This window comes from Shewanella sp. GD04112 (assembly GCF_029835735.1).
Lineage (GTDB): Bacteria > Pseudomonadota > Gammaproteobacteria > Enterobacterales > Shewanellaceae > Shewanella.
In genome coordinates this window covers 23,286-44,311 of the sequence record NZ_JAOEAL010000002.1, presented here as the reverse complement: position 1 = coordinate 44,311, position 21,026 = coordinate 23,286, and the positions used below count along the sequence as shown (strand labels likewise).

21 protein-coding genes and 2 pseudogenes are annotated in these 21,026 nt (G+C 51.4%); 19 read left to right on the top strand and 4 right to left on the bottom strand.

Translation table 11 applies throughout. The annotated features are described in order from the left end of the window. Positions 1–45 precede the first annotated feature (45 nt). The 8 genes and pseudogenes from N7386_RS21645 to N7386_RS21610 all read left to right on the top strand — a co-directional run bounded on the left by N7386_RS21645 (position 46) and on the right by N7386_RS21610 (position 6,135). Entirely contained in the window at positions 46–1,200 is a 1,155-nt protein-coding gene (locus N7386_RS21645) for a Y-family DNA polymerase (protein ID WP_279771125.1), read from the top strand. Positions 1,201–1,494: 294 nt separating this feature from the next. Next, positions 1,495–1,938: a hypothetical protein gene (locus N7386_RS21640; RefSeq protein ID WP_279771123.1), complete on the top strand. Its 444-nt coding sequence runs from the start codon at positions 1,495–1,497 to the stop codon at positions 1,936–1,938. Positions 1,939–2,043: 105 nt separating this feature from the next. After that, positions 2,044–2,499 (top strand): hypothetical protein, encoded by a 456-nt coding sequence (locus N7386_RS21635; RefSeq protein WP_279771121.1) that lies wholly within the window; start codon positions 2,044–2,046, stop codon positions 2,497–2,499. Between the two features lie 225 nt (positions 2,500–2,724). Then, positions 2,725–3,039: a hypothetical protein gene (locus N7386_RS21630; RefSeq protein ID WP_279771119.1), complete on the top strand. Its 315-nt coding sequence runs from the start codon at positions 2,725–2,727 to the stop codon at positions 3,037–3,039. A 317-nt stretch (positions 3,040–3,356) separates the two neighbouring features. Further along, positions 3,357–4,157: a TIGR02391 family protein gene (locus N7386_RS21625; protein ID WP_208191126.1), complete on the top strand. Its 801-nt coding sequence runs from the start codon at positions 3,357–3,359 to the stop codon at positions 4,155–4,157. Positions 4,158–4,278: 121 nt separating this feature from the next. Next, positions 4,279–4,569, top strand: a pseudogene (locus tag N7386_RS21620) (transposase); the annotation flags it as partial. Between the two features lie 352 nt (positions 4,570–4,921). Then, positions 4,922–5,455: a zinc ribbon domain-containing protein gene (locus tag N7386_RS21615; RefSeq protein WP_101095837.1), complete on the top strand. Its 534-nt coding sequence runs from the start codon at positions 4,922–4,924 to the stop codon at positions 5,453–5,455. An 80-nt stretch (positions 5,456–5,535) separates the two neighbouring features. Further along, complete coding sequence (locus tag N7386_RS21610; RefSeq protein WP_147289694.1) at positions 5,536–6,135, top strand: hypothetical protein; 600 nt, start codon at positions 5,536–5,538, stop codon at positions 6,133–6,135. 354 nt (positions 6,136–6,489) lie between these two features. On the opposite strand, the gene N7386_RS21605 is transcribed toward N7386_RS21610, so the two are convergent. The 3 genes and pseudogenes from N7386_RS21605 to intI1 form a co-directional block, all read right to left on the bottom strand. Further along, positions 6,490–9,462 (bottom strand): Tn3 family transposase, encoded by a 2,973-nt coding sequence (locus N7386_RS21605; RefSeq protein ID WP_001138073.1) that lies wholly within the window; start codon positions 9,460–9,462, stop codon positions 6,490–6,492. 2 nt (positions 9,463–9,464) lie between these two features. Next, complete coding sequence (locus N7386_RS21600; RefSeq protein WP_001162012.1) at positions 9,465–10,022, bottom strand: recombinase family protein; 558 nt, start codon at positions 10,020–10,022, stop codon at positions 9,465–9,467. 305 nt (positions 10,023–10,327) lie between these two features. Continuing rightward, positions 10,328–11,257: pseudogene (gene intI1 / locus N7386_RS21595) on the bottom strand (class 1 integron integrase IntI1); the annotation flags it as partial. Positions 11,258–11,415: 158 nt separating this feature from the next. On the opposite strand from intI1, the gene N7386_RS21590 reads away from it, so the two are divergent. The 9 genes from N7386_RS21590 (at position 11,416) to ampR (ending at position 19,568) form a co-directional block, all read left to right on the top strand. Then, positions 11,416–11,970 (top strand): fluoroquinolone-acetylating aminoglycoside 6'-N-acetyltransferase AAC(6')-Ib-cr5, encoded by a 555-nt coding sequence (locus tag N7386_RS21590; RefSeq protein ID WP_063840321.1) that lies wholly within the window; start codon positions 11,416–11,418, stop codon positions 11,968–11,970. 130 nt (positions 11,971–12,100) lie between these two features. After that, positions 12,101–12,931 carry an oxacillin-hydrolyzing class D beta-lactamase OXA-1 gene (locus N7386_RS21585; RefSeq protein WP_001334766.1) on the top strand — a complete coding sequence of 277 codons (831 nt, stop codon included), beginning with the start codon at positions 12,101–12,103 and terminating at the stop codon, positions 12,929–12,931. Between the two features lie 137 nt (positions 12,932–13,068). Further along, positions 13,069–13,701: a type B-3 chloramphenicol O-acetyltransferase CatB3 gene (locus tag N7386_RS21580; protein WP_000186237.1), complete on the top strand. Its 633-nt coding sequence runs from the start codon at positions 13,069–13,071 to the stop codon at positions 13,699–13,701. Between the two features lie 84 nt (positions 13,702–13,785). Further along, entirely contained in the window at positions 13,786–14,238 is a 453-nt protein-coding gene (locus N7386_RS21575) for an NAD(+)--rifampin ADP-ribosyltransferase Arr-3 (RefSeq protein WP_001749986.1), read from the top strand. A gap of 222 nt (positions 14,239–14,460) precedes the next feature. Then, positions 14,461–14,808 carry a quaternary ammonium compound efflux SMR transporter QacE delta 1 gene (locus N7386_RS21570; RefSeq protein WP_000679427.1) on the top strand — a complete coding sequence of 116 codons (348 nt, stop codon included), beginning with the start codon at positions 14,461–14,463 and terminating at the stop codon, positions 14,806–14,808. Beyond that, positions 14,802–15,641 carry a sulfonamide-resistant dihydropteroate synthase Sul1 gene (gene sul1 / locus N7386_RS21565; RefSeq protein ID WP_000259031.1) on the top strand — a complete coding sequence of 280 codons (840 nt, stop codon included), beginning with the start codon at positions 14,802–14,804 and terminating at the stop codon, positions 15,639–15,641. Before N7386_RS21570 ends, sul1 (N7386_RS21565) begins: the two co-directional genes overlap by 7 nt. A gap of 404 nt (positions 15,642–16,045) precedes the next feature. Further along, positions 16,046–17,587: an IS91-like element ISCR1 family transposase gene (locus N7386_RS21560; protein WP_000050481.1), complete on the top strand. Its 1,542-nt coding sequence runs from the start codon at positions 16,046–16,048 to the stop codon at positions 17,585–17,587. Between the two features lie 263 nt (positions 17,588–17,850). After that, on the top strand, positions 17,851–18,507 hold the full coding sequence (locus tag N7386_RS21555; protein ID WP_012579084.1) for a quinolone resistance pentapeptide repeat protein QnrA1: 657 nt from the start codon (positions 17,851–17,853) through the stop codon (positions 18,505–18,507). Positions 18,508–18,692: 185 nt separating this feature from the next. Beyond that, a complete protein-coding gene (ampR, locus tag N7386_RS21550) occupies positions 18,693–19,568 on the top strand; it encodes a LysR family transcriptional regulator AmpR (RefSeq protein ID WP_004193231.1) in 876 nt (291 codons plus the stop codon). A 3-nt stretch (positions 19,569–19,571) separates the two neighbouring features. Here the strand turns inward: ampR and hypA are convergent, their stop codons facing one another. Beyond that, on the bottom strand, positions 19,572–19,847 hold the full coding sequence (hypA, locus tag N7386_RS21545) for a hydrogenase maturation nickel metallochaperone HypA (protein WP_267736048.1): 276 nt from the start codon (positions 19,845–19,847) through the stop codon (positions 19,572–19,574). Between hypA and N7386_RS21540 the strand changes: the two genes are divergently transcribed. Together N7386_RS21540 and sul1 (N7386_RS21535) are read left to right on the top strand one after the other, a co-directional pair. Beyond that, entirely contained in the window at positions 19,830–20,165 is a 336-nt protein-coding gene (locus N7386_RS21540; protein ID WP_052238321.1) for an SMR family transporter, read from the top strand. The two genes, hypA and N7386_RS21540, sit on opposite strands and share 18 nt — an antisense overlap. Continuing rightward, positions 20,159–20,998 carry a sulfonamide-resistant dihydropteroate synthase Sul1 gene (sul1, locus tag N7386_RS21535; RefSeq protein ID WP_000259031.1) on the top strand — a complete coding sequence of 280 codons (840 nt, stop codon included), beginning with the start codon at positions 20,159–20,161 and terminating at the stop codon, positions 20,996–20,998. The genes N7386_RS21540 and sul1 (N7386_RS21535) overlap by 7 nt, the downstream gene beginning before the upstream one ends. Positions 20,999–21,026: the final 28 nt, after the last annotated feature.

Here is a 21,026-nt window from a genome sequence, read left to right as displayed (position 1 = left end):
TGCGAACAGATTTTTAACCCTCTGTATCGTGGTAAGGCACTAATCGTGGTCTCGAACAATGACGGGATGATCGTGACGTTAAGCCCAGAAGCGGCCGCGTTGGGACTTAAAAAATTCACGCCTTACTTTCAAGTGGCCGAGTTCTGTCGGGCGAATGGGGTGGTCATTTGCTCGAGCAATTATGCGTTGTATTCAACAATCAGCACCCAGTTCATGAGGGTCGCGTCGAGAGAGTGCTATTCGTATTTTCCCTATTCTATTGACGAAATTTTTGCTGAATTTGGCAACGACACACCACAAAACCTATCAAAATTAGGCCGTAAGCTAAGGCATGATGTGTGGCGCGAGGTTAGATTGCCTATCGGTGTCGGGCTAGGGGATTCCTTGACGCTGGCGAAGGCCGCAAATCATGCTGCGAAGCGCTTAGGCTATCGCGGTGTTTGCGTGATTAAAGCGCATAATCGCGAAGCCATCTTAGGGGCGATGTTGACTACCGATGTGTGGGGGGTGGGTAAACGAATTGGTCAGCGGCTAAGTTCGATGGGGATTCACACGGCGCTGCAGTTGGCCCAGATGAAGACTAAGACCGCGAGGAAAATGTTTGGCGTTAACATCGAAAGAACGGTTTTCGAGCTGAATGGGACAAAGGCGTTTAGCTGGGACGATATGCCCGTTAATAAGCGACAGATATTCTCTACACGCTCGGTTGGCCAGCGAATAACGACGATAGCAGGGTTAAAGGAGGCGTTGTCATTCCATGCGTGTGAAGCGGCTCGAAAGCTAAGGGGTCAAAAATCGGTAGCACGTTGCTTGGTATTTTTTGCTCAAACATCCGCGTATGACAAGCATGGTGTTAGTGGTTTCAGTCGGACAATTCATTTACCAGCTCCCACCAGTGACAGCATGATCATCAGTCAGCAAATTACCTCTGCGGTTGAGTCATGTTATGCCGCAGTGCCGTACTATCGCGTTGGGGTAGGGCTATTAGATATAGAACCAGGCTTGCAGCTCGATATGTTCAACGACAACCTGGGAAAACCAGCGTTGATGTCAGTCATGGACAGATTAAACGAGCAAATGGGCAAAGGTGCCGTGTTCGTCGTCGCCAATGGCATTGAGAAAAATTGGCAGATGCGCCGTGAGTTTTTGAGCCCGTCCTATCTAACCAACTGGAATGACATCCCTAATATCAAGTGTTAGGACTTGATTAAGGAATACTAGCGTATTAGTACATTTGTGTGAGTAGAATAAAGTTTCATACTAAGTAATAAAGAATCATACTGAGTATTAAAGATTCATACTTAAATGGCAGCGATCAGAGTACACTGCCATTTCTAAAACGTTTATGCCCCATTGCGAGTCAGCATCATGAATTTAGGCTAGGTGTGATACCCACTGATTGACCAAATTTTAGTAATACTACAGAGTGTCTATAAACGAGGTCCACTCCAACCATATGTTGCTTAGGTAATCACAATACTTTAAAGTTAATTTTTGAAAATTAACGATTCAAAAGGAACTTTGAACTTGGTCATTTCATTTTTTGTCGCCTTTTTGCTTGCTTGGCCTACGAAGGGAATATCTTTAGTTATCTATGCCATTATTATTGCTATAAAAATCTATTTTGATGGTAGATCCATGAAATTTGAAATTTACGAAAAAAAAGCGACAATGGCTGTAAATTCTAATCTTTCAAGACTTCCTCAATGGTTCGAGAATGAGGCGAAGTTGGAAGAATTTACTGATGGAGTCATCGAAGTTGCTAGAACTAAAGGGATTCCAGCAGCTTTTTCTAAAGCTCTTTTTAATGACCAAAGTAACAAATTGTTGTTATTCCATTTTGCTGGTGCAATGGAATCTGAAGGTGCATCATTTTTAGAGCAACAAGTCGGCGTGACAAACAAGGTTGTTGAGTCTTACATACATTATAAATCATGAAATGTGTTATAAATATTGATTTTTTGTTCTAAATACTGATTTGGTATTTAGATCTTGCCGATAAACTCATCAACCTAAAAAGGCACTATACTACCTAGGAGTCTTATGCATCTCTTCGTTCCTATAGGTTTTTTCATAGCCTTGGTACTGGCAATCCCTACATTTGGGGTATCGATCATCGTCTTCTTCGTTTTAAAATTCTATATTGACTTGCAAGGTGTGTCCTCAATCGTAGCCGCGGCGTTCAATGCAGAAAGAACCGATGAAACGGTCGTAGCGCCATTCGTTACGAATACGGCTATCCGAAAGTTCTTCAAGAATTATGGTACCACCGAGAACAAGTACGACTCGTTCTTTGGTGCTGGTCTGACTTTTATTGGTTATGTACAGTTGGCTAACACAGAAATTGTTGTGGCAATAGTGAAGAGTAGAGATGCCACATTCATATCAACTTATGAACTCCCTTACCAATTCGGAAACGACTTGAATTCACAGATTCAACGCAAGGAATGTATTGATGAGATAGCTACAGCTATTGGCCGTCCCTCTGCGGCCACTTAATAAACCTATCTAGGGTAATAGCTATGCCGTTTTGCCGCGAAATAATTGCAGGGGGTAGTTTGTAGTTATCAGAAGACAAGGACACCGAGAATTATGAAAAAAACTATGAGAACTTTGTTAAACGGCACGAAGGAAGCTTAGGTCCCTTTATAGTCGGCGTTCCAGTTGTAGGTTAAGTTCAGCCTAACAAGGCAAATCAATGGACGCTTAACGCTTGGGTGCTTATTGTTTAAAGCTTTTCGTTGTTGCAACTTTGGTGAAAACGCCACTGTTTGCGGCGCAAAACCGCTTTTGTGTGCGCGTAACCTGCTGTTTTTATGGGGAAATAAGATAATGCTTTTTTATACTATCGTTTTCGTAATTATCGGCTTTGTTATTGGTGCTTTTATTAAGGACCCACGTAGTGCGATTTTATCTATTGCCGCTATATCAGTCGTTTGGGCATTAGTATGGGGACCATGGGCTTTTGCTGCATTTATAGAACTACTAGTTGGCTACTATATTGCGAAAAATGCTCTAGATAAGCAGCGACAGTCATAGACATTTAACAACGCAAATCAATGGACACTTAACGCTTGGTTCTTGTTATTTAAAGGTTTTGTTACTGAAAAATTGGCAATAGCGCTACTGTTTGCGACGTTTAATCATAGAAATTTTAATCCGAAATAGACTAATTAGAGCAAAGGGTCTATCACGTTAATGTCCAACAACTAGTTGGTAAACTGTCCGGCACGTTTCTGCCCCTAAATGCGCTAGCCCCCGAACTAGGACCACACTCTCGCGCTAGTTATTGACCTACTTTTCCTAATAGCAGATTATGAACCAAGTTGACCAATTGGAATTATACAGACAAAGTCATGGAACGAATTGAACCATTCAATGCACAAACTCTAGAGGCGGCTTGCCGAGTGCTTGCTGACACTGAAAGAGGCTTAACGGGTCCAGAGTTAGGATATTTAATTCAGGATTGCAACATCCATGATATCAGCCCAACGATGACCAAATGGAAGAGGTTATTTAACTCTTTAGTCGATGCTCAAAATACATATCAAGTTGGCAATCATCTAATTATGTTTATTAATCGTGCATTGAATCCTGTTAACTATGCTCGAGATAAGGAAAAATTTGAATGGCGTCGGTCTGAGCTGAACGTGGTTCTATCTTTCTCAGGTTTTCACGTCCGAGAGGATGGAAAAACTATCCGAATAGCCAAAGAGACGACCCTTAAAGGGGCAAGAGAGAAAGCTGGAGCGCTTAGAGTAAAGCTTGAAGATAGAGGTGCTCACGCAGAAGTGTTTAAGTATTGTCGTGCTGAATTACTCGATGAAAACTACTTTCATGCAGTTCTAGAAGCCATAAAAGGTATAGCGCAAAGAATTCGTGATATGTCCCTATTAACAACAGATGGTGCTGAACTCGTAAATTCAGCATTTTCTGTTAAAAATCCGGTACTAAAAATCAACTCATTAACTACAGAAACAGAAATAAGTGAACAGAAAGGCTTTAGCAATATGCTTGTCGGACTGTTTGGGGCAGTACGCAATCCGGTTGCTCATGCGCCTAAAAAATATTGGGTAATGAGCGAACAAGATGCTTTAGATATTTTGTCCACTGCTTCTTTCATACATAGGAAATTGGATATTGCTGTAAAAGCATAAATTCGTTTGGTGCTCATAGAATGCCCCAAAACTTGTTTCGCATGACTGAACCAGTTCTGCTTGGTACTGGATTTTAGACCTAATTTTCGTAATGCTAGTAAGTGTCTACGATTTCAGTGGCGATGAATTTATTCGCCGCTATTTACTGCATGTTTTACCGAAAGGATTTATGCGAGTGCGGCATTTTGGCTTTCTGGCCAACGCGTGCCGTCGTAAAAAACTCGCGCTCATCAAGCCACACTTGCATCAATCTCAGCCAGCCATCGCGAGTCCAGCGGTGAAGGAGCTCTATACGTGGCTCTGCCCAACATGTCAGCACGGTCATCTGCAATTCCAGGGGATAATAAAGCCTGCTGAGTTACTGATAAATACAGCTCAGTTTGCGTCGCCTCGCGCCGCAGGGTTGCCTTGAACTAGAGGATAACGTAAGCGGTAGTTAACGTGTGAGGGATGAGAGCGGATGGCGTGATGCCGATGCAGGGGAAGAGTCATGTTTGACACTTGAACTTACGGGCCAACACGCGCCATCGGCAACACTAAACACGGCCAAAACCGTTGCAGAGGAGGTTAAAGCACAAAATAATTCAAGCAATTAGTCCTCAATCGGTTAAAGAACCCCCTACCGTAAAAAAGCAAATTCCTATAGCATGATTAATACCAAATAGTACGGATGTGGCAGCGGCCAAGTCCAACAATCGATTGATGCCCAGCAAACAGCACAGGGCATCAATACTAAGACGTTATGTTCAAAAAGGAGAAATCGAGTGGCACTCGTAAAATGTAAAGAATGTGGAGAGCAGGTAAGCACAAAGGCGAAGTCATGTCCTAAGTGTGGAGCTAAGCCACCGAAGAAAACGTCTTTCCTTACATGGGCTGTATTAGCCTTTATCGTCATTACTGTTTATGGCGCATATCAGCAGGAGTCGAATATGACTCCTGAGCAAAAGGCTGCGAGAGCAGAGAAGCGAGAAGTCGAAAAAGCAGAAGAAGCGAAGAGAGATGCTGAGAAGAAAGCAGCTCAAGATGAAAAGTACAAAGAGTACGCTTGGATTGAAAAAGGAAAGGATGCTGTACTTGCCAGGCTCAAAGATCCAAAATCGGCAGAATTCAAGGACGTATATTTCTTTCGTGGTGCAGACAATGTTCCAATGACCTGCGGCCAAGTTAATTCTAAAAACTCATTTGGCGGCTTTGTTGGGTTTCAGCATTTCGTTTCGGGCGGTTCACCAGATATGACCTTCTTGCAAAATGAAGTCGATGATTTCGCATCAGTGTGGAACAAGTTCTGCACCAAATGAACAATTTGCTGCACCGGACAAACCTACGCTGCGCTTCGGTTTTCCGGTGAGCAAGGCGTTAGCCCAAAATGGAGAATCACATGATCAAAAATATTTTAATAGGAACGGTTATTGCGCTCGGAATGACCGGCTGTACTAGCATGGCTGACACTATGTCTAAAGCTGCTGGCCTTGGAGTTGTGTCGCAAGAAAAATCAACTTTTGATAACGCGACAATTATTTCTGTTTCCCCAACATTTCTTTATACAAAAGGCTCTTGGGGAAACAGCATTAAGCTTGGGGCACGTTGGTCTAGCAAATCACCGGAGTATGTTGCCTTAATTCTTGCATATGACTCCAGCATCACCAGTAGCAGCACGGCATACCTAAGCCTTACTGGCATAGACATTAACATCGACGGAGAAATATCTTCACACTCCACGGGAAGCCCAACAAACCTTGACAGCAGCGGCTACAACTCTGTGTCAAAAAACATTTACACATCCAGCCAAAATACCGTTGTCATTCCGTACACTCTTCTAGAGCGCATGGTTTCAGCAAAGGACTGCCGCCTCCGCATACAAACAGGCAAGGGCTATGAAGACTCAGAGTTTTCTATTGAGCGTATACCGGGCGGCCAAGGCACAGCAATTCTGTCAATAAAAGAGTTTATGGCCAAAGTTTCTGCGACAAGGGGCTAACAAAAGCAAGCAATGGGATTGTCAAACGCTACGCGTTTGCCAATCCCTGTTGCTGGCGTTATCGCCAGAGAAATTTTAATCCGAAACTCAAAAATTAGAGTTGGGGTTCTAACTCATTTATGTCCAGAAACGTGTTTGAATGGGGCCAATCAATCTGTGGATGCTCAAGACAACCAGTATGATACTTTATTACTCAGTTGTAGCGTGACTCAGATTTTGTAGTAGGAATTAGTATGAATCTTTATTTCTGGGTGAGTATCATTTAGAACGGTACAAACAGGGTTACTTGACTGCTTAGTATGAAACTTTATTCCTCTCCTAGGGGTCGTCTCAGAAAACGGAAAATAAAGCACGCTAAGCCGGTGGCAGCGGTCGCAATGGCCTAAACTTCCCCGCACCGACCTTGGCGCTGCTGCGCCATAGGTAATCGCCGGTCAGGTTGATGTGCTCCCACCCCAGCGGCGACAGATATTGCAACAATGTGTCGTCCAGCGCCGTGCCGTTGCCACGCAAAGCACTGGTGGCACGCTCCAGATATACCGTGTTCCACAACACGATGGCCGCCGTCACCAGATTGAGGCCGCTGGCCCGGTAGCGCTGCTGCTCAAAACTGCGGTCGCGGATTTCACCCAATCGGTAGAAGAAGACCGCCCTGGCCAGCGCGTTGCGCGCCTCGCCCTTATTCAGCCCCGCATGGACGCGGCGGCGCAGCTCCACGCTTTGCAGCCAATCCAAAATGAACAGCGTGCGCTCGATGCGCCCCAGCTCGCGCAACGCCACGGCCAAGCCGTTCTGGCGCGGGTAGCTGCCGAGTTTGCGCAGCATCAGCGAAGCCGTTACCGTGCCTTGCTTGATGGAGGTGGCCAGCCGCAGAATTTCATCCCAATGGGCGCGTATTTGCTTGATGTTCAGCCTGTCGCTGCTAATCATCGGCTTGAGCGCGTCATAGGCGGCATCGCCCTTGGGGATGAATAGCTTGGTTTCGCCCAAGTCACGGATACGCGGCGCGAAGCGAAATCCCAGCAAATGCATCAAGCCAAACACGTGATCGGTGAAGCCTGCCGTGTCGGTGTAGTGTTCCTCGATGCGCAAGTCCGACTCGTGGTACAGCAGGCCATCAAGCACGTAAGTTGAATCACGAATGCCCACGTTGACCACCTTGGCACTGAAGGGCGCGTACTGGTCGGAGATATGGGTGTAGAAAGTCCGTCCTGGACTGCTTCCATACTTCGGGTTGATATGACCAGTGCTTTCTGCTTTGCTGCCGGTTCTGAAGTTCTGGCCGTCCGACGATGACGTGGTGCCGTCACCCCAGTTGCCGGCGAAGGGTTGCCGAAACTGCGCATTCACCAGCTCGGCCAGCGCCGTCGAATAGGTTTCATCGCGGATGTGCCAGGCTTGCAGCCAAGACAGCTTGGCGTAGGTGGTGCCAGGGCAGGACTCGGCCATTTTGGTCAGACCCAGGTTGATCGCGTCGGCCAGGATCGTCGTCAACAGCAAGGTTTTGTCCTTGGCCGTGTCGCTGGTCTTCAGGTGTGTGAAGTGGCGGGTGAAGCCCGTCCATTCATCGACCTCCATCAGCAACTCGGTGATTTTGAGGTGCGGCAGCAGCATAGCTGTCTGGTCGATCATGGCTTGCGCGGCGTCTGGTACTGCCGCGTCCAGCGGCGTGATCTTCAGGCCTGACGCGGTGGTGATGATGGCATCCGGTAAGTCGTTGGCCGCAGCCATGCGGTTGACTGTGGCGAGTTGCGCCTCCAACAATTCCAACCGGTCATGCAGGTATTGGTCGCAGTCGGTGGCCACTGCCAGCGGCAATTCGCTGGCCAGCTTCAAAGTGGCGAACTTCTCGACCGGCACCAGGTATTCGTCGAAGTCCTTGAACTGGCGAGAACCCTGCACCCAGACATCACCGGAGCGCAGCGCGTTCTTCAGCTCCGACAGGGCGCATAACTCGTAGTAACGCCGGTCGATGCCGTCGTCGGTCAGAACCAGCTTTGCCCAGCGCGGCTTGATGAATGCGGTTGGCGCATCGGCGGGCACCTTGCGCGCGCTGTCGCTGTTCATGCCGCGCAGCATGTCGATGGCATCGAGCACACCCTTGGCGGCGGGCGCAGCCCGCAATTTGAGCACGCCCAGGAACTGCGGCGCGTAGCGGCGTAGCGTGGCATAGCTTTCACCGATGTGGTGCAGGAAATCAAAGTCGGCAGGCCGCGCCAATGTTTGCGCTTCGGTGACGCTGGCGGCGAAGGTGTCCCAGGGCATAACGGCCTCGATGGCGGCGAACGGATCGCTGCCGCTTTGCTTGGCCTCAATCAACGCTTGACCGATGCGCCCATACATCCGCACCTTGTCGTTGATCGCCTTGCCGGAAGCCTGGAACTGCTGCTGATGCTTGTTCTTGGCCGCGTTGAACAGCTTGCCGATTATGCGATCGTGAAGGTCGATGATTTCATCGGTGACGGTGGCCATGCCTTCGATGGCCAGCGCTACCAGCGTGGCATAGCGTCGTTGCACCTCGAACTTTGCCAGATCAGCAGGCGTCATCTGGCCACCTTCACGAGCGATTTTGAGCAGGCGGTTCTGGTGAACCTGCCGCTCGATGCCTGCGGGCAGATCAAGTGCTTGCCAGGATTTCAGGCGCTCAATATGTTCGAGCATGTGGCGAGAGTTCGGTTTGGCAGGCGACTGGCGCAGCCATGCCAGCCACGTCACTTTACTGCCGTCCTTGCGCTTGAGAAGTTCGTCCAGGCGCTGACGGTGGGGTGATAACAAAGAATCGGTCAGCGCCGCGTAAATGCGTCGGTTGGCACGGGTGATGGCCTCGGCGCTTGCGCGCTCGATGGCATTCATGGCGGGCAGGATAATGCTCTGCCGCCGCAGATTCTCGACAAGTGCGCTCGCCAGCACGATGCCTTTGTCGGTCTGCAAGGCCAGCTCGGTCAATGTATGCACGGCTTGCCGATAGTGGCTCATGGTGAAGGGCTTGAACCCAAAAACCGTTTGCAGCTCGACCAAGTGCTCCCGCCGTGTCTGTTCGCGCTGGCCGTACTCGCTCCAACTTTCCACTGGCATCTTGAGTTGCGCGGCCACCATGCGCAACAGGGGCGGAAACGGAGGCTCATCGACGCCCAAAAAGGTGCCAGGGAATCGCAAGTAGCAAAGCTGCACAGCGAAGCCCAATCGATTCGCGGCGCCGCGACGCTGACGGATCACCGACAGGTCGGTTTCGTTGAACGTGTAGTGCCGTATCAGTTCGTCTTTGGCATCTGGCAGTGCCAGCAGGCTTTCGCGCTCGGTGGCGGACAGGATTGAGCGGCGTGGCATGGTCAGTCTTCCCGCAGGTACTGGTACAAGGTTTCGCGGCTGATGCCGAAGTCACGGGCCACCAAGGTTTTTTGGTCGCCTGCCGCAACTCGCCGTTTCAACTCGGCAATTTGTTCGCTGTTCAGCGATTTCTTTCGTCCCCGGTAGGCACCGCGCTGCTTGGCCAGCACGATTCCCTCGCGCTGACGTTCGCGGATCAGGGCGCGCTCGAACTCAGCGAAGGCTCCCATGACCGACAGCATCAGATTGGCCATCGGTGAGTCCTCGCCGGTGAACTTCAGCCCTTCTTTGACGAACTCCATGCGCACGCCCCGTTGTGTCAGCCCTTGGACGATGCGGCGCAGGTCATCAAGGTTGCGTGCCAGCCTGTCCATGCTATGCACCACCACGGTGTCGCCCTCGCGGACGAAGGCCAGCAGCCTTTCCAGCTCGGGACGCTGGGTGTCCTTGCCAGAAGCCTTGTCGGTGAACACCCGCGCCACCTGAACACCCTCCAATTGCCGTTCCGGGTTCTGGTCGAAGCTGCTGACGCGGACATAGCCGATGCGTTGACCTTGCAAGATGCCTCCAAAGGCAAAAGTGTCAGGATGAAATCTATTACCTTTGACGGAATATGTCAATCAATAGGAAATTTAACTCTATTCTGACATCGTTTGCACATGGTGTCGTTTTCAGAAGACGGCTGCACTGAACGTCAGAAGCCGACTGCACTATAGCAGCGGAGGGGTTGGATCCATCAGGCAACGACGGGCTGCTGCCGGCCATCAGCGGACGCAGGGAGGACTTTCCGCAACCGGCCGTTCGATGCGGCACCGATGGCCTTCGCGCAGGGGTAGTGAATCCGCCAGGATTGACTTGCGCTGCCCTACCTCTCACTAGTGAGGGGCGGCAGCGCATCAAGCGGTGAGCGCACTCCGGCACCGCCAACTTTCAGCACATGCGTGTAAATCATCGTCGTAGAGACGTCGGAATGGCCGAGCAGATCCTGCACGGTTCGAATGTCGTAACCGCTGCGGAGCAAGGCCGTCGCGAACGAGTGGCGGAGGGTGTGCGGTGTGGCGGGCTTCGTGATGCCTGCTTGTTCTACGGCACGTTTGAAGGCGCGCTGAAAGGTCTGGTCATACATGTGATGGCGACGCACGACACCGCTCCGTGGATCGGTCGAATGCGTGTGCTGCGCAAAAACCCAGAACCACGGCCAGGAATGCCCGGCGCGCGGATACTTCCGCTCAAGGGCGTCGGGAAGCGCAACGCCGCTGCGGCCCTCGGCCTGGTCCTTCAGCCACCATGCCCGTGCACGCGACAGCTGCTCGCGCAGGCTGGGTGCCAAGCTCTCGGGTAACATCAAGGCCCGATCCTTGGAGCCCTTGCCCTCCCGCACGATGATCGTGCCGTGATCGAAATCCAGATCCTTGACCCGCAGTTGCAAACCCTCACTGATCCGCATGCCCGTTCCATACAGAAGCTGGGCGAACAAACGATGCTCGCCTTCCAGAAAACCGAGGATGCGAACCACTTCATCCGGGGTCAGCACCACCGGCAAGCGCCGCGACGGCCGAGGTCTTCCGATCTCCTGAAGCCAGGGCAGATCCGTGCACAGCACCTTGCCGTAGAAGAACAGCAAGGCCGCCAATGCCTGACGATGCGTGGAGACCGAAACCTTGCGCTCGTTCGCCAGCCAGGACAGAAATGCCTCGACTTCGCTGCTGCCCAAGGTTGCCGGGTGACGCACACCGTGGAAACGGATGAAGGCACGAACCCAGTGGACATAAGCCTGTTCGGTTGGTAAGCTGTAAAGTTAGATGCACTAAGCACATAATTGCTCACAGCCAAACTATCAGGTCAAGTCTGCTTTTATTATTTTTAAGCGTGCATAATAAGCCCTACACAAATTGGGAGTTAGACATCATGAGCAACGCAAAAACAAAGTTAGGCATCACAAAGTACAGCATCGTGACCAACAGCAACGATTCCGTCACACTGCGCCTCATGACTGAGCATGACCTTGCGATGCTCTATGAGTGGCTAAATCGATCTCATATCGTCGAGTGGTGGGGCGGAGAAGAAGCACGCCCGACACTTGCTGACGTACAGGAACAGTACTTGCCAAGCGTTTTAGCGCAAGAGTCCGTCACTCCATACATTGCAATGCTGAATGGAGAGCCGATTGGGTATGCCCAGTCGTACGTTGCTCTTGGAAGCGGGGACGGAAGGTGGGAAGAAGAAACCGATCCAGGAGTACGCGGAATAGACCAGTTACTGGCGAATGCATCACAACTGGGCAAAGGCTTGGGAACCAAGCTGGTTCGAGCTCTGGTTGAGTTGCTGTTCAATGATCCCGAGGTCACCAAGATCCAAACGGACCCGTCGCCGAGCAACTTGCGAGCGATCCGATGCTACGAGAAAGCGGGGTTTGAGAGGCAAGGTACCGTAACCACCCCATATGGTCCAGCCGTGTACATGGTTCAAACACGCCAGGCATTCGAGCGAACACGCAGTGATGCCTAACCCTTCCATCGAGGGGGACGTCCAAGGGCTGGCGCCCTTGGCCGCCCCTCATGTCAAACGTTGGGCGAACCCGGAGCCTCATTAATTGTTAGCCGTTAAAATTAAGCCCTTTACCAAACCAATACTTATTATGAAAAACACAATACATATCAACTTCGCTATTTTTTTAATAATTGCAAATATTATCTACAGCAGCGCCAGTGCATCAACAGATATCTCTACTGTTGCATCTCCATTATTTGAAGGAACTGAAGGTTGTTTTTTACTTTACGATGCATCCACAAACGCTGAAATTGCTCAATTCAATAAAGCAAAGTGTGCAACGCAAATGGCACCAGATTCAACTTTCAAGATCGCATTATCACTTATGGCATTTGATGCGGAAATAATAGATCAGAAAACCATATTCAAATGGGATAAAACCCCCAAAGGAATGGAGATCTGGAACAGCAATCATACACCAAAGACGTGGATGCAATTTTCTGTTGTTTGGGTTTCGCAAGAAATAACCCAAAAAATTGGATTAAATAAAATCAAGAATTATCTCAAAGATTTTGATTATGGAAATCAAGACTTCTCTGGAGATAAAGAAAGAAACAACGGATTAACAGAAGCATGGCTCGAAAGTAGCTTAAAAATTTCACCAGAAGAACAAATTCAATTCCTGCGTAAAATTATTAATCACAATCTCCCAGTTAAAAACTCAGCCATAGAAAACACCATAGAGAACATGTATCTACAAGATCTGGATAATAGTACAAAACTGTATGGGAAAACTGGTGCAGGATTCACAGCAAATAGAACCTTACAAAACGGATGGTTTGAAGGGTTTATTATAAGCAAATCAGGACATAAATATGTTTTTGTGTCCGCACTTACAGGAAACTTGGGGTCGAATTTAACATCAAGCATAAAAGCCAAGAAAAATGCGATCACCATTCTAAACACACTAAATTTATAAAAAATCTAATGGCAAAATCGCCCAACCCTTCAATCAAGTCGGGACGGCCAAAAGCAAGCTTTTGGCTCCCCTCGCTGGCGCTCGGCGCCCCTTATTTCAAACGTTAGACGGCAAAGTCACAGACCGCGGGATCTCTTATGACCAACTACTTTGATAGCCCCTTCAAAGGCAAGCTGCTTTCTGAGCAAGTGAAGAACCCCAATATCAAAGTTGGGCGGTACAGCTATTACTCTGGCTACTATCATGGGCACTCATTCGATGACTGCGCACGGTATCTGTTTCCGGACCGTGATGACGTTGATAAGTTGATCATCGGTAGTTTCTGCTCTATCGGGAGTGGGGCTTCCTTTATCATGGCTGGCAATCAGGGGCATCGGTACGACTGGGCATCATCTTTCCCGTTCTTTTATATGCAGGAAGAACCTGCATTCTCAAGCGCACTCGATGCCTTCCAAAAAGCAGGTAATACTGTCATTGGCAATGACGTTTGGATCGGCTCTGAGGCAATGGTCATGCCCGGAATCAAGATCGGGCACGGTGCGGTGATAGGCAGCCGCTCGTTGGTGACAAAAGATGTGGAGCCTTACGCTATCGTTGGCGGCAATCCCGCTAAGAAGATTAAGAAACGCTTCACCGATGAGGAAATTTCATTGCTTCTGGAGATGGAGTGGTGGAATTGGTCACTGGAGAAGATCAAAGCGGCAATGCCCATGCTGTGCTCGTCTAATATTGTTGGCCTGCACAAGTATTGGCTCGAGTTTGCCGTCTAACAATTCAATCAAGCCGATGCCGCTTCGCGGCACGGCTTATTTCAGGCGTTATGCAGCCAAATCCCAACAATTAAGGGTCTTAAAATGGTAAAAGATTGGATTCCCATCTCTCATGATAATTACAAGCAGGTGCAAGGACCGTTCTATCATGGAACCAAAGCCAATTTGGCGATTGGTGACTTGCTAACCACAGGGTTCATCTCTCATTTCGAGGACGGTCGTATTCTTAAGCACATCTACTTTTCAGCCTTGATGGAGCCAGCAGTTTGGGGAGCTGAACTTGCTATGTCACTGTCTGGCCTCGAGGGTCGCGGCTACATATACATAGTTGAGCCAACAGGACCGTTCGAAGACGATCCGAATCTTACGAACAAAAGATTTCCCGGTAATCCAACACAGTCCTATAGAACCTGCGAACCCTTGAGAATTGTTGGCGTTGTTGAAGACTGGGAGGGGCATCCTGTTGAATTAATAAGGGGAATGTTGGATTCGTTGGAGGACTTAAAGCGCCGTGGTTTACACGTCATTGAAGACTAGTCCTTTGCATAACAAAGCCATCAAACCGGACGCCAGAGATTCCGCGCCTGTTGCGCATGGCTTCGCCATTTTATGCGCAATAGGCGCGCCACCCTGTCGCCGTTTATGGCGGCGTTAGATGCACTAAGCACATAATTGCTCACAGCCAAACTATCAGGTCAAGTCTGCTTTTATTATTTTTAAGCGTGCATAATAAGCCCTACACAAATTGGGAGATATATCATGAAAGGCTGGCTTTTTCTTGTTATCGCAATAGTTGGCGAAGTAATCGCAACATCCGCATTAAAATCTAGCGAGGGCTTTACTAAGCTTGCCCCTTCCGCCGTTGTCATAATCGGTTATGGCATCGCATTTTATTTTCTTTCTCTGGTTCTGAAATCCATCCCTGTCGGTGTTGCTTATGCAGTCTGGTCGGGACTCGGCGTCGTCATAATTACAGCCATTGCCTGGTTGCTTCATGGGCAAAAGCTTGATGCGTGGGGCTTTGTAGGTATGGGGCTCATAATTGCTGCCTTTTTGCTCGCCCGATCCCCATCGTGGAAGTCGCTGCGGAGGCCGACGCCATGGTGACGGTGTTCGGCATTCTGAATCTCACCGAGGACTCCTTCTTCGATGAGAGCCGGCGGCTAGACCCCGCCGGCGCTGTCACCGCGGCGATCGAAATGCTGCGAGTCGGATCAGACGTCGTGGATGTCGGACCGGCCGCCAGCCATCCGGACGCGAGGCCTGTATCGCCGGCCGATGAGATCAGACGTATTGCGCCGCTCTTAGACGCCCTGTCCGATCAGATGCACCGTGTTTCAATCGACAGCTTCCAACCGGAAACCCAGCGCTATGCGCTCAAGCGCGGCGTGGGCTACCTGAACGATATCCAAGGATTTCCTGACCCTGCGCTCTATCCCGATATTGCTGAGGCGGACTGCAGGCTGGTGGTTATGCACTCAGCGCAGCGGGATGGCATCGCCACCCGCACCGGTCACCTTCGACCCGAAGACGCGCTCGACGAGATTGTGCGGTTCTTCGAGGCGCGGGTTTCCGCCTTGCGACGGAGCGGGGTCGCTGCCGACCGGCTCATCCTCGATCCGGGGATGGGATTTTTCTTGAGCCCCGCACCGGAAACATCGCTGCACGTGCTGTCGAACCTTCAAAAGCTGAAGTCGGCGTTGGGGCTTCCGCTATTGGTCTCGGTGTCGCGGAAATCCTTCTTGGGCGCCACCGTTGGCCTTCCTGTAAAGGATCTGGGTCCAGCGAGCCTTGCGGCGGAACTTCACGCGATCGGCAATGGCGCTGACTACGTCCGCACCCACGCGCCTGGAGATCTGCGAAGCGCAATCACCTTCTCGGAAACCCTCGCGAAATTTCGCAGTCGCGACGCCAGAGACCGAGGGTTAGATCATGCCTAGCATTCACCTTCCGGCCGCCCGCTAAATATCTCCTTTTGGGTTGTTAATAAAACATCCAATAAGTTGACTGTGCGTGAAAAAGAAAGTTTTGTGTGATGGCGTTGAAGATCGCACCGTTAAGCTCTTATGTGGGATGGTGCAGAGCTCGACGACTACCGATAAAACGCAACCGCCGCAAACAGACAAGAAAAAGCCCCAACTGATAACAGTTGGGGCTTCAGTATTGTGATTGGTGGAGCAATAGCACCCTGAACCCAAAACCTTCTCGCTCAACCGGTAGTGGCTGATAACAACTCGTGAGGGCTATTGCGGGTTAAGCATTTAGCGATGTCTAGGGCCAGACTGGACGTCTGAACGCAAGCCGCTGATACTGTACATAACCACAGTATCAGCGGAGGATACCCATGTCGCTGGCAAGGAACGCCACGGCGAGTCAATCGCCCACTCAAACAAACGGTTACGAACGCCACCAACCCGACCAGACGCTGCTCTACCAGCTGGTTGAGCAGCACTACCCAGCCTTCAAAGCCTCACTCGAAGCCCAAGGTCAACACCTGCCTCGCTACATCCAACAAGAATTCAACGACCTCCTCCAATGTGGCCGTCTGGAGTATGGTTTCATGCGGGTTCGCTGCGAGGATTGTCATCACGAGCGTCTGGTCGCCTTCAGCTGTAAACGACGCGGCTTTTGCCCTAGCTGCGGTGCCCGCCGGATGGCCGAGAGTGCGGCGCTGCTGATAGACGAAGTCTTCCCCAAGGAGCCCATTCGCCAGTGGGTGCTCAGCTTTCCTTTCCAGCTACGCTTTTTGCTGGCTCGCCATCCCCAGCTGATGGGCCAGGTCTTGAGTATCGTCTATCGTACACTCTCAACTCATCTGATCAAAAAAGCCGGTTACACCAAAGCCTCTGCACAAACTGGCTCAGTGACTCTTATCCAACGCTTTGGCTCCGCGCTAAATCTCAATGTCCACTACCACATGCTGTTTCTCGATGGTGTCTATGCCGAAGATGACTATGGCAAGCAACGCTTCCATCGTGTCAAGGCACCCACTTACGATGAGCTGAATACGCTCGCTCACACCCTCAGCCATCGCATCGCTCGCTGCATGGAAAAGCGTGGGATTTTGGAGCGTGATGCCGAGAATACGTGGTTGACACTGGAAGAGGGCGAAGACGATACGCTGACTCAATTACATGGTGCTTCGGTTACGTATCGCATTGCCGTCGGCCCCCAGCAAGGGCGCAAAGTCTTCACCCTGCAAACCTTGCCAGGGCGTGAGGATAAAGCCGACTCAAGCAGTCGAGTAGCCAACCATGCTGGTTTCTCGCTACACGCCGGTGTGATGGCCGAAGCGCATCAGCGGGATAAGCTTGAGCGCTTGTGTCGCTACATTAGTCGGCCAGCGGTTTCAGAAAAACGTCTGGCATTAACCGCCAATGGGCAGGTGCGTTACGAGCTCAAAACTCCGTACCGCAATGGCACCACCCATGTGATCTTCGAGCCGCTGGACTTCATCGCCAAACTCGCTGCGTTGGTACCTAAGCCGCGAGTCAACCTCACACGCTTCCACGGCGTCTTTGCACCGAACAGCAAACACCGAGTTCAAGTAACACCCGCCAAGCGGGGCAAGAAGCCCGACAAATCGGAAGGTCTCGATACTAACTGGCGTGACAAGAGTCCTGCAGAGCGCCACCGCGCCATGACCTGGATGCAACGCCTCAAGCGAGTCTTCAATATTGATATTGAAGTCTGCGAACACTGCGGCGGTCACGTCAAAGTGATTGCCAGCATCGAAGATCCGAAGGTCATTGAGCAGATTCTCAAGCATCTGAAACAGAAAACAGCCAAGGCGAATGCCGCCAAGCAGCGTGAGCTGCCACCAGAACGAGCGCCGCCACTGACTCCCAGCCTGTTCGATCCATCACAGAGTCGTCTCTTTGACTGACGACCCCAAATCCAACACTGCTCAACACTGCCAACTTTTAAACGGGGCGGTGGGGCAGTTTGTATCTCTCGAGCTATCAGGCTAGAGATTTTACCGCCAAATCGAACCTTATTAGAGCGGTTTAGGCTGGACCGGCAGTTAAAATTGGGGCTTGAGCGGTAAACGAGTGAGGGAATTTCAGGTAAGATACTTCGGATGAGGAGCAAAAAGGTGGTTTATACTTCCTATACCCGTTAGCACCCTCCCTGATTAAAGGAAGCCGTATGGATATTATTGATAAAGTTTTTCAGCAAGAGGATTTCTCACGCCAGGATTTGAGTGACAGCCGTTTTCGCCGCTGCCGCTTTTATCAGTGTGACTTCAGCCACTGTCAGCTGCAGGATGCCAGTTTCGAGGATTGCAGTTTCATTGAAAGCGGCGCCGTTGAAGGGTGTCACTTCAGCTATGCCGATCTGCGCGATGCCAGTTTCAAGGCCTGCCGTCTGTCTTTGGCCAACTTCAGCGGTGCCAACTGCTTTGGCATAGAGTTCAGGGAGTGCGATCTCAAGGGCGCCAACTTTTCCCGGGCCCGCTTCTACAATCAAGTCAGCCATAAGATGTACTTCTGCTCGGCTTATATCTCAGGTTGCAACCTGGCCTATACCAACTTGAGTGGCCAATGCCTGGAAAAATGCGAGCTGTTTGAAAACAACTGGAGCAATGCCAATCTCAGCGGCGCTTCCTTGATGGGCTCAGATCTCAGCCGCGGCACCTTCTCCCGCGACTGTTGGCAACAGGTCAATCTGCGGGGCTGTGACCTGACCTTTGCCGATCTGGATGGGCTCGACCCCAGACGGGTCAACCTCGAAGGAGTCAAGATCTGTGCCTGGCAACAGGAGCAACTGCTGGAACCCTTGGGAGTAATAGTGCTGCCGGATTAGCTCGAATGCAAACACAAGAGGCAAATATCACTTGAGTTCCGCGCTACAACAAGGCAGATTCTGCTATAGCAGAGTATTACCGCCGGAATGCCGTTTCTCTGCTGCCGCAGCCGACGTTATACCTTCCCTTCAAAGGAGGCATTATGAAGACTCAACTGCCCTAAAGAAAAACTTACAGGTGGATTATGGTCAGACGTTATCTCCCCCTTAACCCGCTGCGCGCCTTTGAGGCCGCCGCCCGTCATCTCAGTTTTACCCGCGCGGCGATTGAGCTGAATGTCACCCATGCCGCCGTCAGCCAGCAGGTCAGGGCGCTGGAAGAACAACTCGGCTGTGTGCTGTTTACCCGCGTCTCGCGCGGGCTGGTGCTGACCCATGAAGGTGAGGGATTACTGCCGGTGCTCAATGAGGCGTTTGACCGGATTGCGGATACTCTGGAGTGTTTTTCTCACGGGCAGTTCCGTGAGCGGGTGAAAGTCGGTGCGGTGGGAACATTTGCCGCAGGCTGGCTGCTGCCGCGTCTGGCCGGATTCTATGACAGCCATCCGCATATTGATCTGCATATCTCCACCCATAACAATCATGTGGACCCGGCGGCGGAAGGGCATGATTATACGATCCGTTTCGGTAACGGCGCGTGGCATGAGTCAGATGCGGAACTGATTTTCAGTGCACCACACGCTCCGCTGTGCTCACCGGCCATTGCAGAACAGTTACAGCAGCCGGATGATGTTCACCGCTTTACCCTGCTGCGCTCATTCCGCCGGGATGAATGGAGCCGCTGGCTGGATTGTGCGGGCGGCACACCGCCTTCCCCGTCACAGCCGGTAATGGTGTTCGATACCTCACTGGCCATGGCCGAGGCGGCACAACTGGGTGCCGGGGTAGCGATCGCACCGGTATGTATGTTCAGCCGCCTGTTACAGTCAGGCGCACTGGTACAGCCGTTTGCCGCAGAAATCACCCTCGGCGGCTACTGGCTGACGCGGTTACAGTCCCGTACGGAAACCCCGGCCATGCAGCAATTCGCCCGCTGGCTGCTGAATACGGCGGCGGCGTAAAACTCACTCACCTTCCAGGCTTTTTACCCGCAAATCATCACCTTCACTGATGCGCAGCCGTTCACTGCCGCAGTGCGGACAGCATCCGGCGTGCTGCATGATTTCGGCCTCACGGCTGCAATCCCAGCACCATGCCTGTGCCGGGATAACATCAATATGCAGTGTGCAGCCCTGCGCCACGGTATCACGGCAGGCGATATCAAAACAGAAATGCAGTGCACTCTCCTCAACATCCGCCAGTGCGCCGACTTCCAGCCAGACATCCGTTACCCGCGCAATGCCGTGCTGTTCAGCCTGTTCGCGGATAATGTCCGCCGCACCGAGGGCTTTACTAAGCTTGCCCCTTCCGCCGTTGTCATAATCGGTTATGGCATCGCATTTTATTTTCTTTCTCTGGTTCTGAAATCCATCCCTGTCGGTGTTGCTTATGCAGTCTGGTCGGGACTCGGCGTCGTCATAATTACAGCCATTGCCTGGTTGCTTCATGGGCAAAAGCTTGATGCGTGGGGCTTTGTAGGTATGGGGCTCATAATTGCTGCCTTTTTGCTCGCCCGATCCCCATCGTGGAAGTCGCTGCGGAGGCCGACGCCATGGTGACGGTGTTCGGCATTCTGAATCTCACCGAGGACTCCTTCTTCGATGAGAGCCGGCGGCTAGACCCCGCCGGCGCTGTCACCGCGGCGATCGAAATGCTGCGAGTCGGATCAGACGTCGTGGATGTCGGACCGGCCGCCAGCCATCCGGACGCGAGGCCTGTATCGCCGGCCGATGAGATCAGACGTATTGCGCCGCTCTTAGACGCCCTGTCCGATCAGATGCACCGTGTTTCAATCGACAGCTTCCAACCGGAAACCCAGCGCTATGCGCTCAAGCGCGGCGTGGGCTACCTGAACGATATCCAAGGATTTCCTGACCCTGCGCTCTATCCCGATATTGCTGAGGCGGACTGCAGGCTGGTGGTTATGCACTCAGCGCAGCGGGATGGCATCGCCACCCGCACCGGTCACCTTCGACCCGAAGACGCGCTCGACGAGATTGTGCGGTTCTTCGAGGCGCGGGTTTCCGCCTTGCGACGGAGCGGGGTCGCTGCCGACCGGCTCATCCTCGATCCGGGGATGGGATTTTTCTTGAGCCCCGCACCGGAAACATCGCTGCACGTGCTGTCGAACCTTCAAAAGCTGAAGTCGGCGTTGGGGCTTCCGCTATTGGTCTCGGTGTCGCGGAAATCCTTCTTGGGCGCCACCGTTGGCCTTCCTGTAAAGGATCTGGGTCCAGCGAGCCTTGCGGCGGAACTTCACGCGATCGGCAATGGCGCTGACTACGTCCGCACCCACGCGCCTGGAGATCTGCGAAGCGCAATCACCTTCTCGGAAACCCTCGCGAAATTTCGCAGTCGCGACGCCAGAGACCGAGGGTTAGATCATGCCTAGCATTCACCTTCCGGCCGCCCGCTAAATA

Coding starts and splice junctions, on each gene's coding strand:
- N7386_RS21635 (WP_279771121.1), top strand. CDS start 2,044: ATGCATCTCTTCGTTCCTATAGGTTTTTTCATAGCCTTGGTACTGGCA.
- N7386_RS21625 (WP_208191126.1), top strand. CDS start 3,357: ATGGAACGAATTGAACCATTCAATGCACAAACTCTAGAGGCGGCTTGC.
- N7386_RS21610 (WP_147289694.1), top strand. CDS start 5,536: ATGATCAAAAATATTTTAATAGGAACGGTTATTGCGCTCGGAATGACC.
- N7386_RS21605 (WP_001138073.1), bottom strand. CDS start 9,462: ATGCCACGCCGCTCAATCCTGTCCGCCACCGAGCGCGAAAGCCTGCTG.
- N7386_RS21585 (WP_001334766.1), top strand. CDS start 12,101: ATGAAAAACACAATACATATCAACTTCGCTATTTTTTTAATAATTGCA.
- N7386_RS21580 (WP_000186237.1), top strand. CDS start 13,069: ATGACCAACTACTTTGATAGCCCCTTCAAAGGCAAGCTGCTTTCTGAG.
- N7386_RS21575 (WP_001749986.1), top strand. CDS start 13,786: ATGGTAAAAGATTGGATTCCCATCTCTCATGATAATTACAAGCAGGTG.
- N7386_RS21570 (WP_000679427.1), top strand. CDS start 14,461: ATGAAAGGCTGGCTTTTTCTTGTTATCGCAATAGTTGGCGAAGTAATC.
- sul1 (WP_000259031.1), top strand. CDS start 14,802: ATGGTGACGGTGTTCGGCATTCTGAATCTCACCGAGGACTCCTTCTTC.
- N7386_RS21560 (WP_000050481.1), top strand. CDS start 16,046: ATGTCGCTGGCAAGGAACGCCACGGCGAGTCAATCGCCCACTCAAACA.
- N7386_RS21555 (WP_012579084.1), top strand. CDS start 17,851: ATGGATATTATTGATAAAGTTTTTCAGCAAGAGGATTTCTCACGCCAG.
- ampR (WP_004193231.1), top strand. CDS start 18,693: ATGGTCAGACGTTATCTCCCCCTTAACCCGCTGCGCGCCTTTGAGGCC.
- sul1 (WP_000259031.1), top strand. CDS start 20,159: ATGGTGACGGTGTTCGGCATTCTGAATCTCACCGAGGACTCCTTCTTC.